The organism is Stenotrophomonas sp. K-6, from assembly GCF_056861555.1.
On record NZ_JBSPUC010000001.1, the window covers coordinates 914,254 to 930,398 of the forward strand.

A 16,145-nucleotide genomic window follows, 5' to 3' on the forward strand; every position below is an offset into this window, starting at 1 on the left:
GGCGGGGGGGGGGGCGGGGGGCCGGCGCGTGTGGCCCTGGGGGGGCGCGGCGCCGGCCAGCGGCCGGCACTACCGGGGCGCGGATCGCGCCCTTTTTGCCGCATAATCGCGGGATGACCGACGACCGCATCATCGCTGCCGGTGCCACCCGCGAAGACGAGGGCACCGACGCCAGCATCCGCCCCAAGCGCATGGCCGATTACCTCGGTCAGGCCCCTGTGCGCGAGCAGTTGTCGATCTACATCGAGGCGACCAAGGCCCGTGGCGATGCGCTGGACCACGTATTGATCTTCGGGCCGCCGGGCCTGGGCAAGACCACGTTGAGCCATGTGATCGCCAATGAGCTGGGGGTCGCGCTGCGCGTCACCTCCGGCCCGGTGATCGAAAAGGCCGGTGATCTGGCCGCGCTGCTGACCAATCTGCAGCCGCACGATGTGCTGTTCATCGATGAAATCCACCGCCTGTCGCCGGTCGTGGAAGAGGTGCTGTACCCGGCGATGGAAGATTTCCAGATCGACATCATGATCGGCGAGGGCCCGGCGGCCCGCTCGATCAAGATCGACCTGCCGCCGTTCACCCTGATCGGCGCGACCACCCGCGCGGGCCTGCTGACCGCGCCGCTGCGCGACCGCTTCGGCATCGTGCACCGGCTGGAGTTCTATACGCCGGAAGAGCTCACCAAGATCGTCCGGCGCTCGGCCAGCATCCTCAATATCGACTGCACTGCCGAAGGCGCCGCCGAGATCGCACGGCGCTCGCGTGGCACCCCGCGTATCGCCAACCGGCTGCTGCGCCGCGTGCGCGACTTCGCCCAGGTGAAGGCCGCCGGCCACATCGACCAGGATGTCGCCCAGGCGGCGATGCAGATGCTGAAGGTCGATCCGGAGGGCTTCGACGAGCTCGATCGTCGCCTGCTGCGGACCATGGTCGACTATTTCGACGGTGGTCCGGTCGGCATCGAGTCGCTGGCGGCCGCGCTGTCCGAGGAGCGCGGCACGCTGGAAGACGTGGTCGAGCCGTATCTGATCCAGCAGGGCTTCCTGATCCGCACCGCGCGGGGCCGCATGTGCACGCACAAGGCCTACCGGCACATGGGGTTGAAGCCGAAAAACCCGCCGGCCGACCTGTTCGCGGAGATTCCGGATGTCGGTTGATCCCCGATTCAGTTGGCCGACACGCATTTACTGGGAAGATACCGACGCTGGCGGGGTCGTGTACCACGCTCGCTACGTCGCCTTCATGGAGCGGGCGCGCACCGAATGGATGCGGGCATTGGGGTATGGTCAGGAGCGCATGCGCTGCGACCACGGCCTGGTGTTCGCGGTGCGCAGCATGACCATGGATTTCCTCAAGCCGGCGCGCCTGGATGATGCGTTGGCGGTCACCGCCACGCTGGTGCAGTGCAAGCGCGCCAGCATGGTGTTCGCCCAGGCGGTCCATCGGGGCGATCAGACACTGCTGACGGCGCAGGTGAAGATCGCCGCGCTCGATGCAACCACCTTCAAACCGCGTGGCATGGACGATGCACTGCATGCCGCGCTGAAACACCTCGAATTTCCAGAATCCGCATACTGAGGAACAACGGATGATCGCAATGCTCCTGGCCCTGCAGGCCACGGTGACCGAAGCGCTGCCGCAGGAAGTCACCAGCGCCGCGGCACAGACTGTCGCCCAAGCCGCGCATGGCGGTGGCATCAATTACCTGGACCTGATGATCAAGGCCAGCATCCCGGTGAAGATCATCGTGCTGCTGTTGCTGGCCGGCTCGTTCATCAGCTGGGTGATCATCTTCCGCAAGGCGCGCGTGTTCAACGCCGCCAACCGTGAGGCCGATGAGTTCGAAAGCCGCTTCTGGTCCGGCGCGGACCTGGGCAAGCTGTACAGCTCGGCGACCGATCGCAACCGCAAGGTCGGCGGCCTGGAGGCCATCTTCGAAGCCGGCTTCCGCGAGTTCACCCGCCTGCGCGACAAGCGCCGCCTGGATGGCCGCGCCCAGCTGGAAGGTGCCCAGCGCGCCATGCGCACCACCTATACCCGTGAAGTGGACCAGATGGAGCGCAGCCTGGAGCTGCTGGCCAATATCGGCTCGACCGCCCCGTACGTGGGCCTGGTCGGTACCGTGTTCGGCATCATGGTGACCATGCACGACATGATCAACAGCGGTGAGCAGGCCGGTATCGCCTCGGTCGCCCCGGGTATCTCCGAAGCCCTGTTCGCCACCGCGATCGGCCTGTTCGTGGCGATTCCGGCGGTGTGGGCCTACAACCGCTTCACCACCCGCGTGGAGCGCATGTCGGTGCGCTTTGAAACCTTCGCAGAAGAGTTCAGCTCGATCCTGCAGCGTCAGACCGCGGGCGACGAGTAAGCGCCCAGCACAGGAGTCCTGCCATGACCGCAGCCATTGGCCGCCGCAAGCGCCGAAAGCTCAAATCCGAAATCAACGTCGTGCCGTACATCGACGTCATGCTGGTGCTGCTCATCATCTTCATGGTGACCGCGCCGCTGCTCACGCTGAGCTTTGAAGTGGATCTGCCGACCTCCCAGGCCAAGGCGCTGGAGAGCAAGCAGGATCCGGTGATCGTGTCCGTCCGCCTGGATGGCCAGCTCAGCCTCAAGCTGCCCGAGGCCAAGGACCCCGAACCGATGGATGCCGCCCGGCTGCAGGCGCAGTTGTCCGCACTGGCCTCGCAGGACAAGAACCTGCGCGTGATCGTGGCGGCCGACAAGGCCGTCGCCTATGAAAAGGTGGTCGCGGCCATGGACGTGATCAAGCGCGCCAACGTGGAAAAGGTGGGCCTGGCGACCGATGCACACTGAAGCCCTGCCACCGCAGCGCGCACGGGATGAGGAGTGGGGCCTGCCGGTCGCGTTGGCGCTCGGCGTCCACCTGCTGCTGGCACTGATCTTCATCGCCGCCTGGTTGTGGTCGCCGCAGCGCACGACGGAAGCGGCCGCCGGCGATCCGGCCATCGAAGCCAGCCTGGAATTGTCCGCGTCCGAAGCCTCGGCCGCGCGCCAGGCGCTGCGTGCCTCCGAATCGCTGCCGGACCTGCCCGAGCCGGTCGCCGAGCCCGAGCCCATTCCGGAAGACACCGTGCCGCCGCCCCAGCCGTTGCCGGAGCCGCGTCCCCAGGACGCGCCGACGCCGCAGCAATCGCAGGCCCAGGAGCGTATCGCCCAGCCCGACACGGTCGACCAGGAAGCGGTCAACGCGATGTCGATTTCGGCGGAAAAAGCCAAGCAGGAACAGGAAGCCAAGCGCCGCCAGGAACAGATCGACCTGACCGAGCGCAAGCGCCAGGAACAGGCCGAACAGAAGCTGCGCCTGGCCAAGCAGCAGGAAGAAGCCGAGAAGAAGAAGCTGGCCGAGCAGGAACAGAAGGCCAACGACGCCAAGGCCGACGCCGAGCGTGACAAGAAGCTCGCTGAAATCCGCCGCAAGCGCGCCCAGGCCGAGAACGAAGCCAAGCTGGCGGAGCAGAAGCTGCGCCAGGTATCGGCTGCGCGCGCGGCCAACGCGTCGGCATCGACCTCCGGCGCCACCGGTGCAGCCAAGCCGGCCGCCGGCGCTGGCGGCACCAGTGACGATCTCAGCGCCAAGTACGCCGCGGCCATCCAGCAGAAGGTCTCGGCGCAGTGGACCCGTCCGGATTCGGTCCCGCTGGGCCAGCGCTGCCAGGTCTCAATCACCCAGATCCCGGGTGGGCAGGTGATCCAGGCCAAGGTCAGCGGGAGCTGCCCGTTCGATGAGGCCGGCCGCCGCTCGATCGAAGCCGCGGTCCTGAACGCCCAGCCGTTGCCGTACCGCGGCTTCGAGTCGGTGTTCGCGCGCACGATCAACTTCACCTTTACCGCCCAGGACTGATCCCGGGCGGCTCGGCGACGCGGGTTCAGCACCATCCGAGGATGGGACAGGCGCATCGCGCGCCTGGAAATGGGGCCTCGTCGTTAACGGCCTGTGAGTTTTGCGCAGTCAGTGACTCGGAATTCACACGGCCTTGGTTCATGATTGCGAAACTGTTCACCGCCATCCTGTTATCCCTCGTTCCGGTTTCCCCCCTATTGAGCGCTCCATGAAAAAAATGCCTCGCTGGCTTGCCGTTGTTGCGGCCCTGTTGTTGCCCTTCGCTGCCGTGGCGCAGCAGAAGGGGCTGGATATCGACATCATCGGCGGCAACGCCTCCGCCACGCCGATCACCGTTGTTCCCATGCCGTACCAGGGCTCGGCCGGCGCACCGCAGACCGATGTGGCCGCCGTGGTTCGTGCCGATCTGGACCGCTCGGGCCAGTTCCGCAATCTGCCCGAAGCCCAGATCGTCGAAAAGCCGACCCGTGGCAGCGAGATCCAGTTCGCGACCTGGCGTGCGCTGAAGCAGAATTACATCGTGGTCGGCCGGGTCATGGACGCCGGTGCCGGCGCTTACCGGGTGGAGTACGAGCTGTATGACGTGCCCAAGGGCGAGCGCCTGCTCGGCCTGGCGATGACCGCCCGTGGCAACGCCATGCGCGATGTCGCCCACCAGATGGCCGATGCCATTTACGAGAAGATCACCGGTGTGCGCGGCGCCTTCTGGACCCGCATCGCCTATGTCACCGCCAGCGGCAAGGGCGATGCTATGCGCTATGCGCTGATGGTGGCCGATTCGGACGGCTTCAACCCGCAGACCATCGTGCGCTCTGCCGAGCCGTTGCTGTCGCCGAGCTGGAGCCCGGACGGCAACAAGCTGGCGTATGTCAGCTTCGAGCGTGGCAATTCGGCGATCTACATCCAGAACATCTCCAGCGGTGCCCGTGAGCTGGTGACCAGCTTCCGCGGCATCAACAGCGCGCCCTCGTTCTCCCCGGACGGTCGTCGCCTGGCCCTGTCGCTGTCGCGCAGCGGCAATCCGGAAATCTACGTGATGGACCTGGGCAGCAAGCAGCTGACCCAGCTGACCAACCACTTCGCCATCGATACCGAGCCGACCTGGAGTGCGGACGGTTCCAGCGTGTACTTCACCTCCGACCGTGGTGGCCGCCCGCAGATCTACCAGGTCGCCTCCAGTGGTGGCAGCGCCTCGCGTGTAACCTTCCAGGGCAACTACAACGCCACCCCGAGCCTGTCCTACGACGGCAAGAAGCTGGTGGTCGCCCAGGGCAGCGGCAACACCTACAAGATCGCGATGATGGACAGCAGCACGGGTTCGGCCCGCTGGAGCACGCTGTCGCCAGGGTCGCTGGATGAATCGCCGAGCTTCGCGCCCAACGCAAGCATGGTGTTGTACGCCGCCCGTGAGGGTGGTCGTGGCGTGTTGTATGCCGTATCGGCCGATGCGCGCGTGCGCCAGCGGCTGGTTCTGGCCGACGGTGATGTTCGTGAGCCTTCTTGGTCGCCATACCGTACAAAGCGCTAACAGAGTGTTAAGATTTCTCCGTATTCATCCCTCATCCGGCTTTAGGAGCCTCAAAGGTATCGCCATGAACAAGACCACCCGCGTTCTGCTTGTCTCCCTGTTGTCCGTGGCCGCCCTGGCCGGTTGTTCCAAGAAGGTCAAGGAAGTGCCGGCTGCCCCGGTTGATACCGGCAGCACCACCGCTCCGACCGGCCCGTCCACCTCGGGTCTGTATGGTCCGGGTGATCTGGATACCGATTCCTGCCTGCGCCAGCGCGTGGTGTACTTCGATCTGGACCAGGACAGCGTCAAGCCGGAGTTCCAGGCCATCATGGCGTGCCACGCCAAGTACCTGCGTGACCGTCCGTCCTCGCGCATGACCCTGCAGGGCCACACCGATGAGCGCGGTTCGCGCGCTTACAACCAGGCCCTGGGCGAGCGTCGTGGCAACGGCGTGTCCTCGGCACTGCAGGCCAACGGTGGCTCGGCTTCGCAGCTGACCGTCGTCTCCTACGGTGAAGAGCGTCCGGTCTGCACCGAGTCGGGCGAGTCCTGCTGGTCGCAGAACCGTCGCGTCGAGATCGTGTACACGGCTCAGTAATAGATGCGCTTTCGATTTCTATCGATGATCGTTGCGGCAGCCCTCGTGGCTGCCGCACCGGCCAATGCGCAGCGGCAGAGTCTGGCCGACCGCGTCGGCGCGCTTGAGCAGCAGGCCAACAACAACCAGTCCAACATGGACATGCTCAACCAGCTGAATCAGCTGCGTACCCAGTTGCAGGCCCTGCAGTCGCAGGTCGAGCAGCTGCAGCACGACAATGAGCAGCTCAAGCAGTCCGCTAAAGACCAGTATCTGGATCTGGACAGCCGCCTGAACCGCCTGGAAGGTGGAGCCCCCGTGCTTCCCGCCGCCCCGGCCGCCGCCGCGCCTGCCCCCGCAGCACCCCCGAAACCGGCAACGGCCGCTTCCGAGCGGCCGCCTACCGTGCACGGCGATGCCGGCAGCCTGGCTGCCAGTGGCGACGAACGCACCGCCTACAACGTCGCTTTCGATTCGCTCAAGGCCGGCAAGTACGACGACTCGGCGCAGCTGTTCCTGAGCTTCCTCGAGTTGTACCCCAACGGCGTCTATACCCCCAACGCGCTGTACTGGTTGGGCGAGAGCTATTACGCCACCCGCAATTTCCCGCTGGCTGAGGCGCAGTTCCGCGACCTCATCTCGCGCTACCCGACCCACGACAAGGCGTCCGGTGGCCTGCTCAAGATCGGCCTTTCCCAGTATGGCGAAGGCAAGGTCGACCAGGCCCAGGCGACCCTCGAACAGGTCGTGTCCACGTATCCCGGCTCCGACGCCGCGCGCACCGCGCAGGACCGTCTGCAGTCGATCCGGCTGGGTCAGCAGATCCGCTGAACCCGCCCCCGGCCGCTGTCGCGGCCGGGCCCGGTATACTGATGGATTGCCAACCGGGCGCAGCCCGGTCCTCCGTGCCGGGCCATGCCCGGCTGTTGTCGTTTCCGAAGCCGTCCCCCAAGAATCACCGCCATGACCACGACCCTGTCCGCTGCCGCCGCACTCCCCAGTGAGATCGTGCAGTCCCCGCTGCCGCGACTGAAGATCACCGAGATCTTCCTGTCCCTGCAGGGCGAAGCCGATACCGCCGGCTGGCCGACCGTGTTCGTACGCCTGACCGGCTGCCCGCTGCGCTGCACCTATTGCGATACCGCCTACGCGTTCCACGGCGGCACCTGGTGGGACATCGACGCGATTGTGGACGAGGTGCTTGCCCAGGGCGTCCACCACGTCTGCGTGACCGGTGGCGAGCCGCTGGCGCAGAAACGCTGCCTGGTGCTGTTGGAGAAGCTCTGCGACGCGGGCCTGGACGTCTCGCTGGAAACCTCCGGCGCGCTGGATGTCAGCGCGGTCGATCCGCGTGTGTCGCGCGTGGTCGACCTGAAAACGCCCGGCTCCGGCGAAATGGCCCGCAACCGCCTGGAGAACCTGCCGCTGCTGACCAAGCGCGACCAGATCAAGTTCGTCCTGTGCAGCCGCGAGGATTACGAATGGGCCCGTGGCATGGTCCGCGAGCACCGGCTCAACGAGCGCAGCATGGTGCTGTTCTCGCCGAGCAAGAGCGAGGTCAGCCCGCGTGAGTTGGCCGACTGGATCGTGGCCGATCGGCTGCCGGTGCGCTTCCAGATGCAGCTGCACAAGCTGTTGTGGAATGACGAACCCGGGCGGTAACGCCGGCCGCAGTGCTACGGCGCTGCGCTTGCCATCGACCTCGCCTCACCATCAGTAAAGACGTCCGGCGCGGGACAGCGTGCTGGTTCCCCGTAAACCACCGGAAACACCCCCATGAAAAAAGCAGTCGTCCTCCTGTCCGGCGGCATGGACTCCGCCGCCGTCGTTGCCATCGCCCGCGAGCAGGGGTTTGCCGTCCACGCCCTGAGCGTGCGCTACGGCCAGCGCCACACCTCCGAACTCGATGCCGCTGCCGCCGTCGCCAGCGCGCTGGGTGCGGTCGCCCACAAGACCGCCAATGTCGACCTGCGCAGTATCGGCGGCTCGGCCCTGACCGATGACATCGACGTCCCGGAAGCGGGCGGCGAGGGCATCCCGGTCACGTACGTGCCGGCACGCAACACGATCATGCTGTCCGTCGCGCTGGGCTGGGCCGAAGTGCTGGGCGCCAACGACATCTTCTGCGGCGTCAACGCGGTGGACTACTCCGGCTACCCGGATTGCCGCCCCGAGTTCATCCAGGCCTTCCAGGCGCTGGCCAACCTGGCCACCAAGGCTGGCGTGGAAGGGGCGGGGATCCAGGTCCATGCACCGCTGCAGTTCCTGAGCAAAGCCGACATCGTGCGTGAAGGCGTCCGCCTGGGCGTGGACTTCGGTCTGACCGTGTCCTGCTACAACGCCGATGACCAGGGCCGCGCCTGCGGCCACTGCGATGCCTGCCGCCTGCGTGCGCAGGGCTTCACCGATGCCGGCGTGCCGGACCCGACCCATTACGTGTAATGCCGGACGGGTACGCATGAGCGCCAAGATGCGTTAGAATGCGCACCCCCGGCGTCATGTCGGGGATGCAATGGGCCGTTAGCTCAGTTGGTAGAGCAGAAGACTTTTAATCTTTTGGTCGATGGTTCGAATCCATCACGGCCCACCATTTGCATCATGATCGAGGCGACCGCGAGGTCGCCTTTTTCATGTCTCCGGCGCTGCCCGGATTGCATGATTGCCCGCCCCTTCCGCGTGGAACGCGCCATGAGCAAGAACGTCTCCCCTCCACAACCTGCACCGCGAAGCCGCGCGATCGTGCGTGGCGGTGCATTGGCCCTTGCCCTGATCGCCCTGGATGCGGGCGCCGCGCAGGATCTGACGATCACCTACTACGACGTGCAGGGCGGCAACCTGCAGGAGCTGCGCACGTCATTGACCGCGCACGGGCCCGTCGGCAAGGACGGCGCGCGCCATCATGGCCACGTGGACTGGCACGTTGGCTGGAACTACGACTACGCCCCGCGAGGGGTCGGCTGCAGAATCGGCAAACTGCGCGTGGACGTGAAAGCCACCATGGTGCTGCCGCGCTGGACCGGCCTAGATACAGCGCCTGCGTCGCTGCAACAGGAGTGGGCGCGCTACAGCCAGGCGCTGCGGGTGCACGAAGACGGCCATGCAGCGCATGCCGACCAAGCTGCCGAGGAAATCCAGCGACGGTTTGCGGCTGTTGGCGGCGGGATGCGCTGCACGCAGTTCGGTGAGGAACTCAACCGCATCGGGCAAGCGGTTCTCGACGAATACGCCGCACGCGACAAACAATACGACGACACCACCGAGCATGGTGCCACGCAGGGTGCGCGTCTCTAGCCCGTAGGAGTTCTCACAGCCTCATGCGCGTTTCCCCGATGCGCAGCGAGGAAGTGACCGATGTCCGAGGATGGCACCCACGCGCACTCTACCCCTCCAGACCTTGAGCGCCGCAGGCCCGTTCCCGTGTGACGCGGTGGGCACACGGCGGGTCGATGCGGGGCGGCGGCATGGCACTGGTAATGGATGTTCTGCAGACGGCACTCGTCTTCGCGACGGTGCTGACCGCTTTCACCGGGTTGCAGTCCGCGTGGCGGTACGTATCGAGCGCAGCAACCAAACCGCCGAGACCAGACAGGCGAGAATGACCGCCATCTGCACGGCGTTGCGTTGAAGGGATCAGTGCCGCGTGATGTCCTCGGCAACGGTCTCCATCAGTCGCTGCGCACGTGCGCGTGTTCCTTCGCCGGCGCGTGGTGTGAGCGGCAGATCCGGGGTGATGCCGGCGACTTCATCGGTACCGTCGGCACGCAACCGGACGCAGTCCGGAATGCGCATGCGCAGGTGTGAATGGGGCAGCTGGCGCAGTGGCCCGGCACTCATGAAGCCGCAGCCGTAGCCACCACTCGGGGTGCCGATGATGCGCGCGATGTGGTTGTCCTGCATGCGCGCGGCAAACATCTCGGCCGAGGACGCGGTGTTGCTGTTGGTGAGGACATACACCGGGCCGCGCCAGGCGCCCCAGTGGTGACGAAAATCCTGTGCCCAGTCGAGACGGTGGGCGATCAGGAAATCGTCCAGCGTGTCCACGGCCGGGCTTGGCAGTGGGCCACCCGAGGTGCCCGCCGGGACCAGACGCCGGCATTGGCCGCCGTTCCATGCCTGCTGTGTCTGCCATACCCAGGACAGGTCGCAGGCCGGAAGGCTCAGGGCACGGCGCGATGCCTCAAACCTGGCGCGCTCCGCGGCAAGCAGGCGGTGGGCAGTGGCGGCAGGATGATGGTGGCGCAAGGCATCGTCGAGTCGCTCGAACTGTTCGTCGAGATAGGGCCTGCCTGCGGCGGACTGACTGACCAGCAGCGCGGCCGAGGTGACCGGCCGCAGGGTGAACAGTCGCGAAAGCGTGTCGCCGCTGTCATCCCCACCGGGGTTGTCGCCAACATCCACCAGCACGGCATCGACCCCATCCTGCTGGAACCGGCGCAGGCTGCCGGCGATCACGGCCACCCAGCCGTTCACCAGCAGGGCGCGCATGTCATCGATGGAATCGGCATGGCGGAGCTGGGGCCACAGCGCGTGACACAGGCCGGGGTAGCGCAGCGCGTCGAACTCGTGCAGCCGAAGCACGCCCACCTTGCGCCCCTCCGGCAATGCGAGGATGCCGGCGCGCAGTGCAGGGTCTGCTTCGCTGTTCAATGGCGTATAGCCGGGCAGGGTTTCCAGCGGGAGGCTGAAGTCATGTCTGCCTTCATCCGCGACACCGAGCGCGCTGCACCCGGCGCCCGGCCCCAGCGCGCGCGGATCAGCAGCCGGCGGCGGCGGGGCAGTGCCGCCTGCATCCAGCCGGTCGAGCAGGGCAAGGTGGCCATCATGGAAGCCCGCCAGAAAGCTGCGCAGCGCCTGGGTGGCCTGGGCATCATTGCGTGCCTCGGCAAGGTCGCGCTGCGCCCGAGCATCAAGGGCTGGCAGATCCACGCCACTCCCGTGCGAGGCCATCCAGGCCAGGTGCGCGTAGTCGTCCTGCAAGGCTGCTTTGAGCACGGCGTAGTCTGCCTGCCAGGCGTCCCGGTCCACCGCCGCCGCCGCGCTTGTGCTACCGGCCCAGAGCATGCCCGTCGCCATCAGCAGGCCCGCCATCCATCGCATCGTTGCCACCACGTCCTCCCTGAGTCGGGCCGGAACATCCGGCTTCCGCGTGACTGTTCATTCCGATCGTAGTCAATGGGACGCGTCGGAGATAGTGGCCGCGGCCGTCGATGTATCAGGATTGGCAGAGTGTCCCGCAATGGTCGCTGATGAACCCGGCAATGGCCTGCTGCAGGAGCGGAACGTCGCTTGGGTCCACCTCTTCCAGCGCTTCCTTCAACGCGTCGCGCACCGGCTGCCGTTGCGCGGGCTGCAGCATCTGCGCGTAAGGCGCTGCCGTCTCCGCCAGCGCACGGACCAGGGTCCGCTTCAGCGTGCTGCCCGCCGGCTGGGCACGCATCACCTCCAGCATCTCCAGATACTGGCGCTGCGCATTGCTGCGAAGGGTGTCGGTGCCGCCCGGTCCCAGACCGGCGAGCTCTGCGGGCGTTGCAACGGTCAGCCACGCATCCACCAGTGGCTGCATCCGTGCACCGCACTGCAGCAGGTACGGCAGCAGCAGGCCCAGCTGTGCCTGGAAGCGCTCGGCGTTGTGGTGGCCTTGGCGGGCCTGCTCGCCGGAATGGAGAAGCACGGCGGCTGGCATCGCACCCATGCCGAACTGCATCAACCGGGTGGACAGCGTTACGCCGTACTGGCACGCGTTGGTCAGCAGACCCAGGTCCGCCGTCGCGTAGTCCGGGGCCAGGACGTCGGTCCTGTTGGTCACCGCCGCCAGCAGTTGCATGGCGCGTGGGCTGTCGAGCTGCTCCGGTGCCTTGTCGGCGTCGGCTTGCTGCAGCAGTTGCAGGTAGTCGCGGGTGGCTTCGTACTGCGCCATGAACTGCGGCGGTATGTCATCGGCACGTGCGGGTGAGGCGACCAGCCACATCACGAGGAGGGCCGCGCCCAGCGGTGTGTGGGCAGGCGCACGCGCCGGCCATGCCAGTCGTCGCGTGAGAGAAGAAAACGGGCTGCCACTCATCCGGGGCATGGTCCTTGGATCGAATCGGGCATGGAGCGTAGGTGACCCGGGGCAGGGCGGCAACCCGGTGCGCAGCATGCATCGCCGGGCATCCTGCGGGTGCCCGGCGATCGGTTTTCCTCGAATCACGGTGAGCGGAGATACAGGCGTGGCCCAACAGCGATCTGCCTGTGCACACCTCAGAACCGCTTGCGGGGGCACAATAGCCAGTCATTCGTTGATCGATGTTGGAGGTGCCATGAACCGTTTCGTCCTGCTGGGTGTGGGGGCGCTTGCGCTCGCGGCCTGTTCCAAACCGGCGCCGTCCGATACCGCGACTCCGGCGGAGCCTGCCGCGCCGGCCACGTCGGCCCCCGCTGCCAGCGCGCCCGCCGCCTCCGCCAGCCCGACCCTGCAGCCGCCCTCGTTCGATTGCGCCAAGGCGCAGTCCCAGGCGGAGACGCTGGTGTGTGGCGACGCGCGCCTGGCCGCGCTGGACCGCCAGCTTGCCGCGCTCTACAAGCGGGTGCAGACCAGCCCGGATGAGCTGGACATCGCGGCCGAGCAGCGCGGCTGGATCAAGGGCCGCGATGCCTGTTCGCGCGCCGTGGATCCGCATCGCTGCCTGGTGGAGTCCTACCAGACGCGGCTGGTCGAGCTGACCATCAATGGCGGCGGCATCCCGGTGCCGGCGACCGTCGAGTACCGCTGCGACGACAACAGCAAGCCGGTGACGGCCGTGTTCTACAACGACATCGACCCGACCGCCGCCGTAGTCAGCTGGGGCAGGGATCAGGCCATCGTCTTCCCGGTGCCGGTCACCAAGGACGACAACAACGGCGGCCGCTGGGGGCGCGAAGGCGTCGACCTTCGGACCCACAACGACCAGACCACGCTGGAGTTCTACGGCACCACCCTGCAGTGCCAAGTTGCCAGCTAAGAGCAGCCACCGCCGCGTCGCTCAGCGCACGCGGCGGTAGCGCACCTCGTTCTGCCGGTCGCCTACCTCAGTGGTGACGAAGCCGTCGCGGCTCTGGCTGATGTCGAACACGCTGCTGCCGACGTTGAGCTGCCCGCCGTTGACCCAGCCGTTCAATGTCTGCCCGCGGGCCTGCGCGCTCATGCGACCGTCGCTGTCGATCCGCATGCGGATGTCGGCGTTGAAGTTGGGGTTGTAGCCCTCGAACTCGCCGATCATCCAGCCGGGCACATAGGAAGTGTGCCGGGCTCCCTGGTAGTTGTCATCGTCGTAGCGCGCGTCATCCTTGTTGGCGTTGTGCGCCAATGCGCCGAGGAGGGCAGCCCCGATCAGTACGCCGGCGGCGACCTTGGCGTCATGATTGTCATTGTCATGGCGGTCATCGCGATCGCTGCCGCCATGCACGCGGAACGAGGCGCGGCAGCCATCATCGACCCAGACCTCACGACGGTCGTAGTCCCAATTGCGCCCTTGGCGGCAGTCCGCCCCGGACAGCTTGCGGTCCAGCGTGACGTAGCCAGCGCGGGGCAGTGAACAGGATTGGTAGCGGTTGTCCCGGCTTTCGCAGGTGACGAAGTCATCGGCACGCGCGTCATCGAACGGGAGCAGCAACAGCAACGGCGTGGACAGCAGCATACGGAAGAGCATGGCGTCGATTCCGGCAAGGAAAGGAGAGCGTTGCATCGTCGTCCGGGCAGCGGGAAACTCCCGTTCCCTGGCGCCGACGATGGGCACGCTGACATGAAATCCGGATGAAGATCGCTGAGCTGCGTCTACTGTCAGGTGCGACGGCGTGGTGTCGTGGTCCGCAGGCGATCAGACAGCCGCCGCTCGCCGCAGGTGCTTCGCCTCAGGCGCAGGCGGCCAGCGGTTGCTGGAAGCAGGCGCGGATGGCGTCGAGCAGCTCGCTCATGGTGTAGGGCTTGGGCAGGAAATGCATGCCCGGCCCGAGCTGCGGCACCACCACGGAGGGCTCCAGGCCCGAGGTGACCAGCACCGGCAGCCCCGGCTGTTCCTGCTTGACCCGGTGCGCCGCTTCGATGCCACTCACAGCACCAAGGCAGACATCGGTGAACACCAGATCGAATCGCTCGCCGGCCTGCAGCAGGCCCAGCGCGGCTTCGGCGGAACTGACCGCGACGACTTCGCACGCCTGGCTTTCCAGCGCCATGCGACTCAGTTCACGGGTGTCCTCGGTGTCTTCGATCAACAGCACGCGGGGTTCGGGATGGTGCTTGGACAACAACATGGAGCGTGGTTCCTGCTTACCCCCGGACAGGGGCGCGCAAGTATCGCGAGGCGCTGGTGAGGACATCGTCGACGCCGCCGAAATCCCGGGTGAAGCCGCCGTGGCGCCTGCGTTCGCGCAGCTCAGGCAAAGGCCAGGGACCGCCTGCGGCGGCGGCGCCAGACCCACAGCAGGGTGACCGCCAGGCCTGCCGCAGACAGCCGTAGGATCGTCGCCGGCCAACCGACGGCAGTCGCCTCGCTGATGACGAAGACGTTCCAGGCCAGGTTGAGCGAGACGTGCAGGGCCAACCCGCTCCACAGGGTGTAATCGTCCAGCGTGTTGAGCCCGGCGAACACCAGGCCACCGATGCCGGTGAAGGCGAAGACCTGCAGCGCCATGCCGCCGCCGCCGCCGAACGACCACCAGTGGACCGCGCCAAAGATCACCGCCTGTACGAGCGCAGCGGCCAGCCAGGGCCAGCGCTGCTGGCGGTGCGCGAAGATGAAGCCGAAGCCGCGGAAGGTGATTTCCTCGGCCAACGGAAACAGCACGCCGAGCATCAGCAGGGCCAGCAGATCCTGGCTGGGGTTGAACCCGCCCAGCCACCACAGGCCGAGCCAGCAGGGCAGTGTGGCCAACAGCGCCAGCGCGGGCCCCTGCCAGCCGTTCCAACGTAGTCCGAGCAGCGCGGGCAGGCGCTGCCCGGGGCGCAGCAGCAGTGCGGCCACGGCCAGCACCAGCATCACGCCCAGGCCGTTATCGAGGATGGCGCCGCCATAGGGGATCGGCAGCTTCGGAATCGGGCTGCCCAGCCACGCGGCGATGTCGCGCAGATTGATCGACGCGGCCAAGGTCAGCACGACCACGCAGGCGGCCAGCCAGCCGGGCAGGCGAAGGGACGGCATGGAGCGCTCCACATCCAGGGACTGTGCGCAGTGTCGGGCGGGACCGTGGCGCCGGCATGGGGCATTGGTCGGGGGGCCATCGGTCATGGCTGTGTTGCACCACGGTCAGGTGGGACCGGCTAGAGTGCGGCTTTGCCCCTTGGAAGACCGCCCATGCAATGCCCCGTATGCAAGACCCAAGCGCTGCAGATGTCCGAGCGCCAGGGCATCGAGATCGACTATTGCCCGCAGTGCCGTGGCGTGTGGCTGGACCGTGGTGAACTGGACAAGATCATCGAGCGCTCGGCCGGTGCAGCAGCGCCTGCGCCCGCGCCGGTACGCGCCGCCGCACCGCCGCCGGCTGCCGTGCAGCACCGTGATACCCGTCATCTGGGCCAGCAGCAGTACAGCGACCAGCACGGCTACCGCAAGAAGAAGAAAGAGAGCTTCCTGTCGGACCTGTTCGACTTCTGATGCATGTCTGCGCTGCGCTCAGGCGCGGCGCAGGATGAATTCCCGGTCGACGCTGTCGCCGACCGGGAAATCGTATTCGCCCACCTTGCTGCAGCCATACCGTGCGTAGAAGCGTTGCGCGCCGAGGTTCTCCGACCACACGCCGACCCACAGCGTGCGCCGCTGCGGTTGATCGAGCCACGCCAGGAATGCATCCATCAGGCGCGCCCCGTGTCCGCCACGCTGGTGGCTGGCGAGCAGGTACAGCCGCTTGAGTTCGATATCGCCCTCGCTGGCCTCGGCATGGGGCAGGCTGTTCGGGCCTGCGGCGAGATAGCCCACCACACGTTCGCCGTCGTCCAGCAGCCACGCCGCGTTGCGGGGATCGGCGAGCTCGCGCTGTTGCGGCTCGAACGAGTAATGGCTGTCCAGAAAATCGCGCAGGTCCTGCGGCGGGTAGGAATCTCCGAAGGTTTCGGTATAGGTGGCGATGGCGATCGCCGACAGCACAGCGGCATCGGCAACGGTGGCACGGCGGACGGTAGACATCAGGGGGCAAGGCAGCCAGGTGAGGCCCGCAGCTTACGCCATCGCCCAGGCCAGCCG

General features: G+C 66.7%; 19 protein-coding genes and 1 tRNA gene. 14 read left to right on the top strand and 6 right to left on the bottom strand.

Annotation, left to right across the window (positions count from 1 at the left end):
- Positions 1-113: 113 nt before the first annotated feature.
- From ruvB to AC13F7_RS04125, 12 genes are all read left to right on the top strand, one after another.
- Positions 114-1,154 (top strand): Holliday junction branch migration DNA helicase RuvB, encoded by a 1,041-nt coding sequence (gene ruvB, locus AC13F7_RS04070; RefSeq protein WP_123730394.1) that lies wholly within the window; start codon positions 114-116, stop codon positions 1,152-1,154.
- Positions 1,144-1,575: a tol-pal system-associated acyl-CoA thioesterase gene (gene ybgC, locus AC13F7_RS04075; RefSeq protein ID WP_482999329.1), complete on the top strand. Its 432-nt coding sequence runs from the start codon at positions 1,144-1,146 to the stop codon at positions 1,573-1,575. Before ruvB ends, ybgC begins: the two co-directional genes overlap by 11 nt.
- 10 nt (positions 1,576-1,585) lie before the next feature.
- Positions 1,586-2,365 (top strand): protein TolQ, encoded by a 780-nt coding sequence (gene tolQ / locus AC13F7_RS04080; protein ID WP_121039143.1) that lies wholly within the window; start codon positions 1,586-1,588, stop codon positions 2,363-2,365.
- A 23-nt stretch (positions 2,366-2,388) separates the two neighbouring features.
- On the top strand, positions 2,389-2,817 hold the full coding sequence (tolR, locus tag AC13F7_RS04085) for a protein TolR (protein ID WP_346473162.1): 429 nt from the start codon (positions 2,389-2,391) through the stop codon (positions 2,815-2,817).
- Positions 2,807-3,865, top strand: a complete 1,059-nt coding sequence (gene tolA / locus AC13F7_RS04090; protein WP_482999330.1) for a cell envelope integrity protein TolA — start codon at positions 2,807-2,809, stop codon at positions 3,863-3,865. Before tolR ends, tolA begins: the two co-directional genes overlap by 11 nt.
- A 208-nt stretch (positions 3,866-4,073) precedes the next feature.
- Complete coding sequence (gene tolB, locus AC13F7_RS04095) at positions 4,074-5,393, top strand: Tol-Pal system beta propeller repeat protein TolB (RefSeq protein WP_346473164.1); 1,320 nt, start codon at positions 4,074-4,076, stop codon at positions 5,391-5,393.
- A 64-nt stretch (positions 5,394-5,457) separates the two neighbouring features.
- Entirely contained in the window at positions 5,458-5,973 is a 516-nt protein-coding gene (pal, locus tag AC13F7_RS04100; RefSeq protein ID WP_121039134.1) for a peptidoglycan-associated lipoprotein Pal, read from the top strand.
- 3 nt (positions 5,974-5,976) lie between these two features.
- A complete protein-coding gene (gene ybgF, locus AC13F7_RS04105; protein ID WP_482999331.1) occupies positions 5,977-6,783 on the top strand; it encodes a tol-pal system protein YbgF in 807 nt (268 codons plus the stop codon).
- Positions 6,784-6,915: 132 nt separating this feature from the next.
- The gene (gene queE, locus AC13F7_RS04110; protein WP_259259409.1) at positions 6,916-7,614 is read left to right on the top strand and encodes a 7-carboxy-7-deazaguanine synthase QueE; all 699 of its coding nucleotides are present in this window, start codon (positions 6,916-6,918) and stop codon (positions 7,612-7,614) included.
- Between the two features lie 114 nt (positions 7,615-7,728).
- A complete protein-coding gene (gene queC / locus AC13F7_RS04115; RefSeq protein WP_482999332.1) occupies positions 7,729-8,394 on the top strand; it encodes a 7-cyano-7-deazaguanine synthase QueC in 666 nt (221 codons plus the stop codon).
- A 72-nt stretch (positions 8,395-8,466) separates the two neighbouring features.
- Positions 8,467-8,542: transfer RNA gene (locus AC13F7_RS04120), tRNA-Lys, on the top strand.
- Positions 8,543-8,550: 8 nt separating this feature from the next.
- Positions 8,551-9,243 carry a DUF922 domain-containing protein gene (locus tag AC13F7_RS04125; protein ID WP_482999333.1) on the top strand — a complete coding sequence of 231 codons (693 nt, stop codon included), beginning with the start codon at positions 8,551-8,553 and terminating at the stop codon, positions 9,241-9,243.
- Positions 9,244-9,582: 339 nt separating this feature from the next.
- Here AC13F7_RS04125 and AC13F7_RS04130 read toward each other — a convergent pair whose 3' ends face one another.
- Entirely contained in the window at positions 9,583-11,049 is a 1,467-nt protein-coding gene (locus AC13F7_RS04130) for a S41 family peptidase (RefSeq protein WP_482999493.1), read from the bottom strand.
- Positions 11,050-11,164: 115 nt separating this feature from the next.
- Positions 11,165-12,013, bottom strand: coding sequence for a hypothetical protein (locus tag AC13F7_RS04135; RefSeq protein WP_482999334.1), 849 nt, complete (start codon positions 12,011-12,013; stop codon positions 11,165-11,167).
- A gap of 238 nt (positions 12,014-12,251) precedes the next feature.
- Here AC13F7_RS04135 and AC13F7_RS04140 point away from each other — a divergent pair, with 238 nt between their 5' ends.
- Positions 12,252-12,932 carry a lysozyme inhibitor LprI family protein gene (locus AC13F7_RS04140; RefSeq protein ID WP_482999335.1) on the top strand — a complete coding sequence of 227 codons (681 nt, stop codon included), beginning with the start codon at positions 12,252-12,254 and terminating at the stop codon, positions 12,930-12,932.
- Between the two features lie 21 nt (positions 12,933-12,953).
- Here the strand turns inward: AC13F7_RS04140 and AC13F7_RS04145 are convergent, their stop codons facing one another.
- The 3 genes from AC13F7_RS04145 to AC13F7_RS04155 all read right to left on the bottom strand — a co-directional run bounded on the left by AC13F7_RS04145 (position 12,954) and on the right by AC13F7_RS04155 (position 15,107).
- A complete protein-coding gene (locus tag AC13F7_RS04145) occupies positions 12,954-13,619 on the bottom strand; it encodes a DUF3011 domain-containing protein (protein ID WP_481469964.1) in 666 nt (221 codons plus the stop codon).
- A gap of 202 nt (positions 13,620-13,821) precedes the next feature.
- Positions 13,822-14,220, bottom strand: a complete 399-nt coding sequence (locus tag AC13F7_RS04150; RefSeq protein WP_346473174.1) for a response regulator — start codon at positions 14,218-14,220, stop codon at positions 13,822-13,824.
- A 122-nt stretch (positions 14,221-14,342) separates the two neighbouring features.
- Positions 14,343-15,107: a CPBP family glutamic-type intramembrane protease gene (locus tag AC13F7_RS04155; RefSeq protein ID WP_482999336.1), complete on the bottom strand. Its 765-nt coding sequence runs from the start codon at positions 15,105-15,107 to the stop codon at positions 14,343-14,345.
- 153 nt (positions 15,108-15,260) lie between these two features.
- On the opposite strand from AC13F7_RS04155, the gene AC13F7_RS04160 reads away from it, so the two are divergent.
- Positions 15,261-15,560 carry a TFIIB-type zinc ribbon-containing protein gene (locus AC13F7_RS04160; RefSeq protein WP_346473176.1) on the top strand — a complete coding sequence of 100 codons (300 nt, stop codon included), beginning with the start codon at positions 15,261-15,263 and terminating at the stop codon, positions 15,558-15,560.
- An 18-nt stretch (positions 15,561-15,578) separates the two neighbouring features.
- Here the strand turns inward: AC13F7_RS04160 and AC13F7_RS04165 are convergent, their stop codons facing one another.
- Positions 15,579-16,088 (bottom strand): GNAT family N-acetyltransferase, encoded by a 510-nt coding sequence (locus AC13F7_RS04165; RefSeq protein WP_482999337.1) that lies wholly within the window; start codon positions 16,086-16,088, stop codon positions 15,579-15,581.
- Positions 16,089-16,145 lie beyond the last annotated feature (57 nt).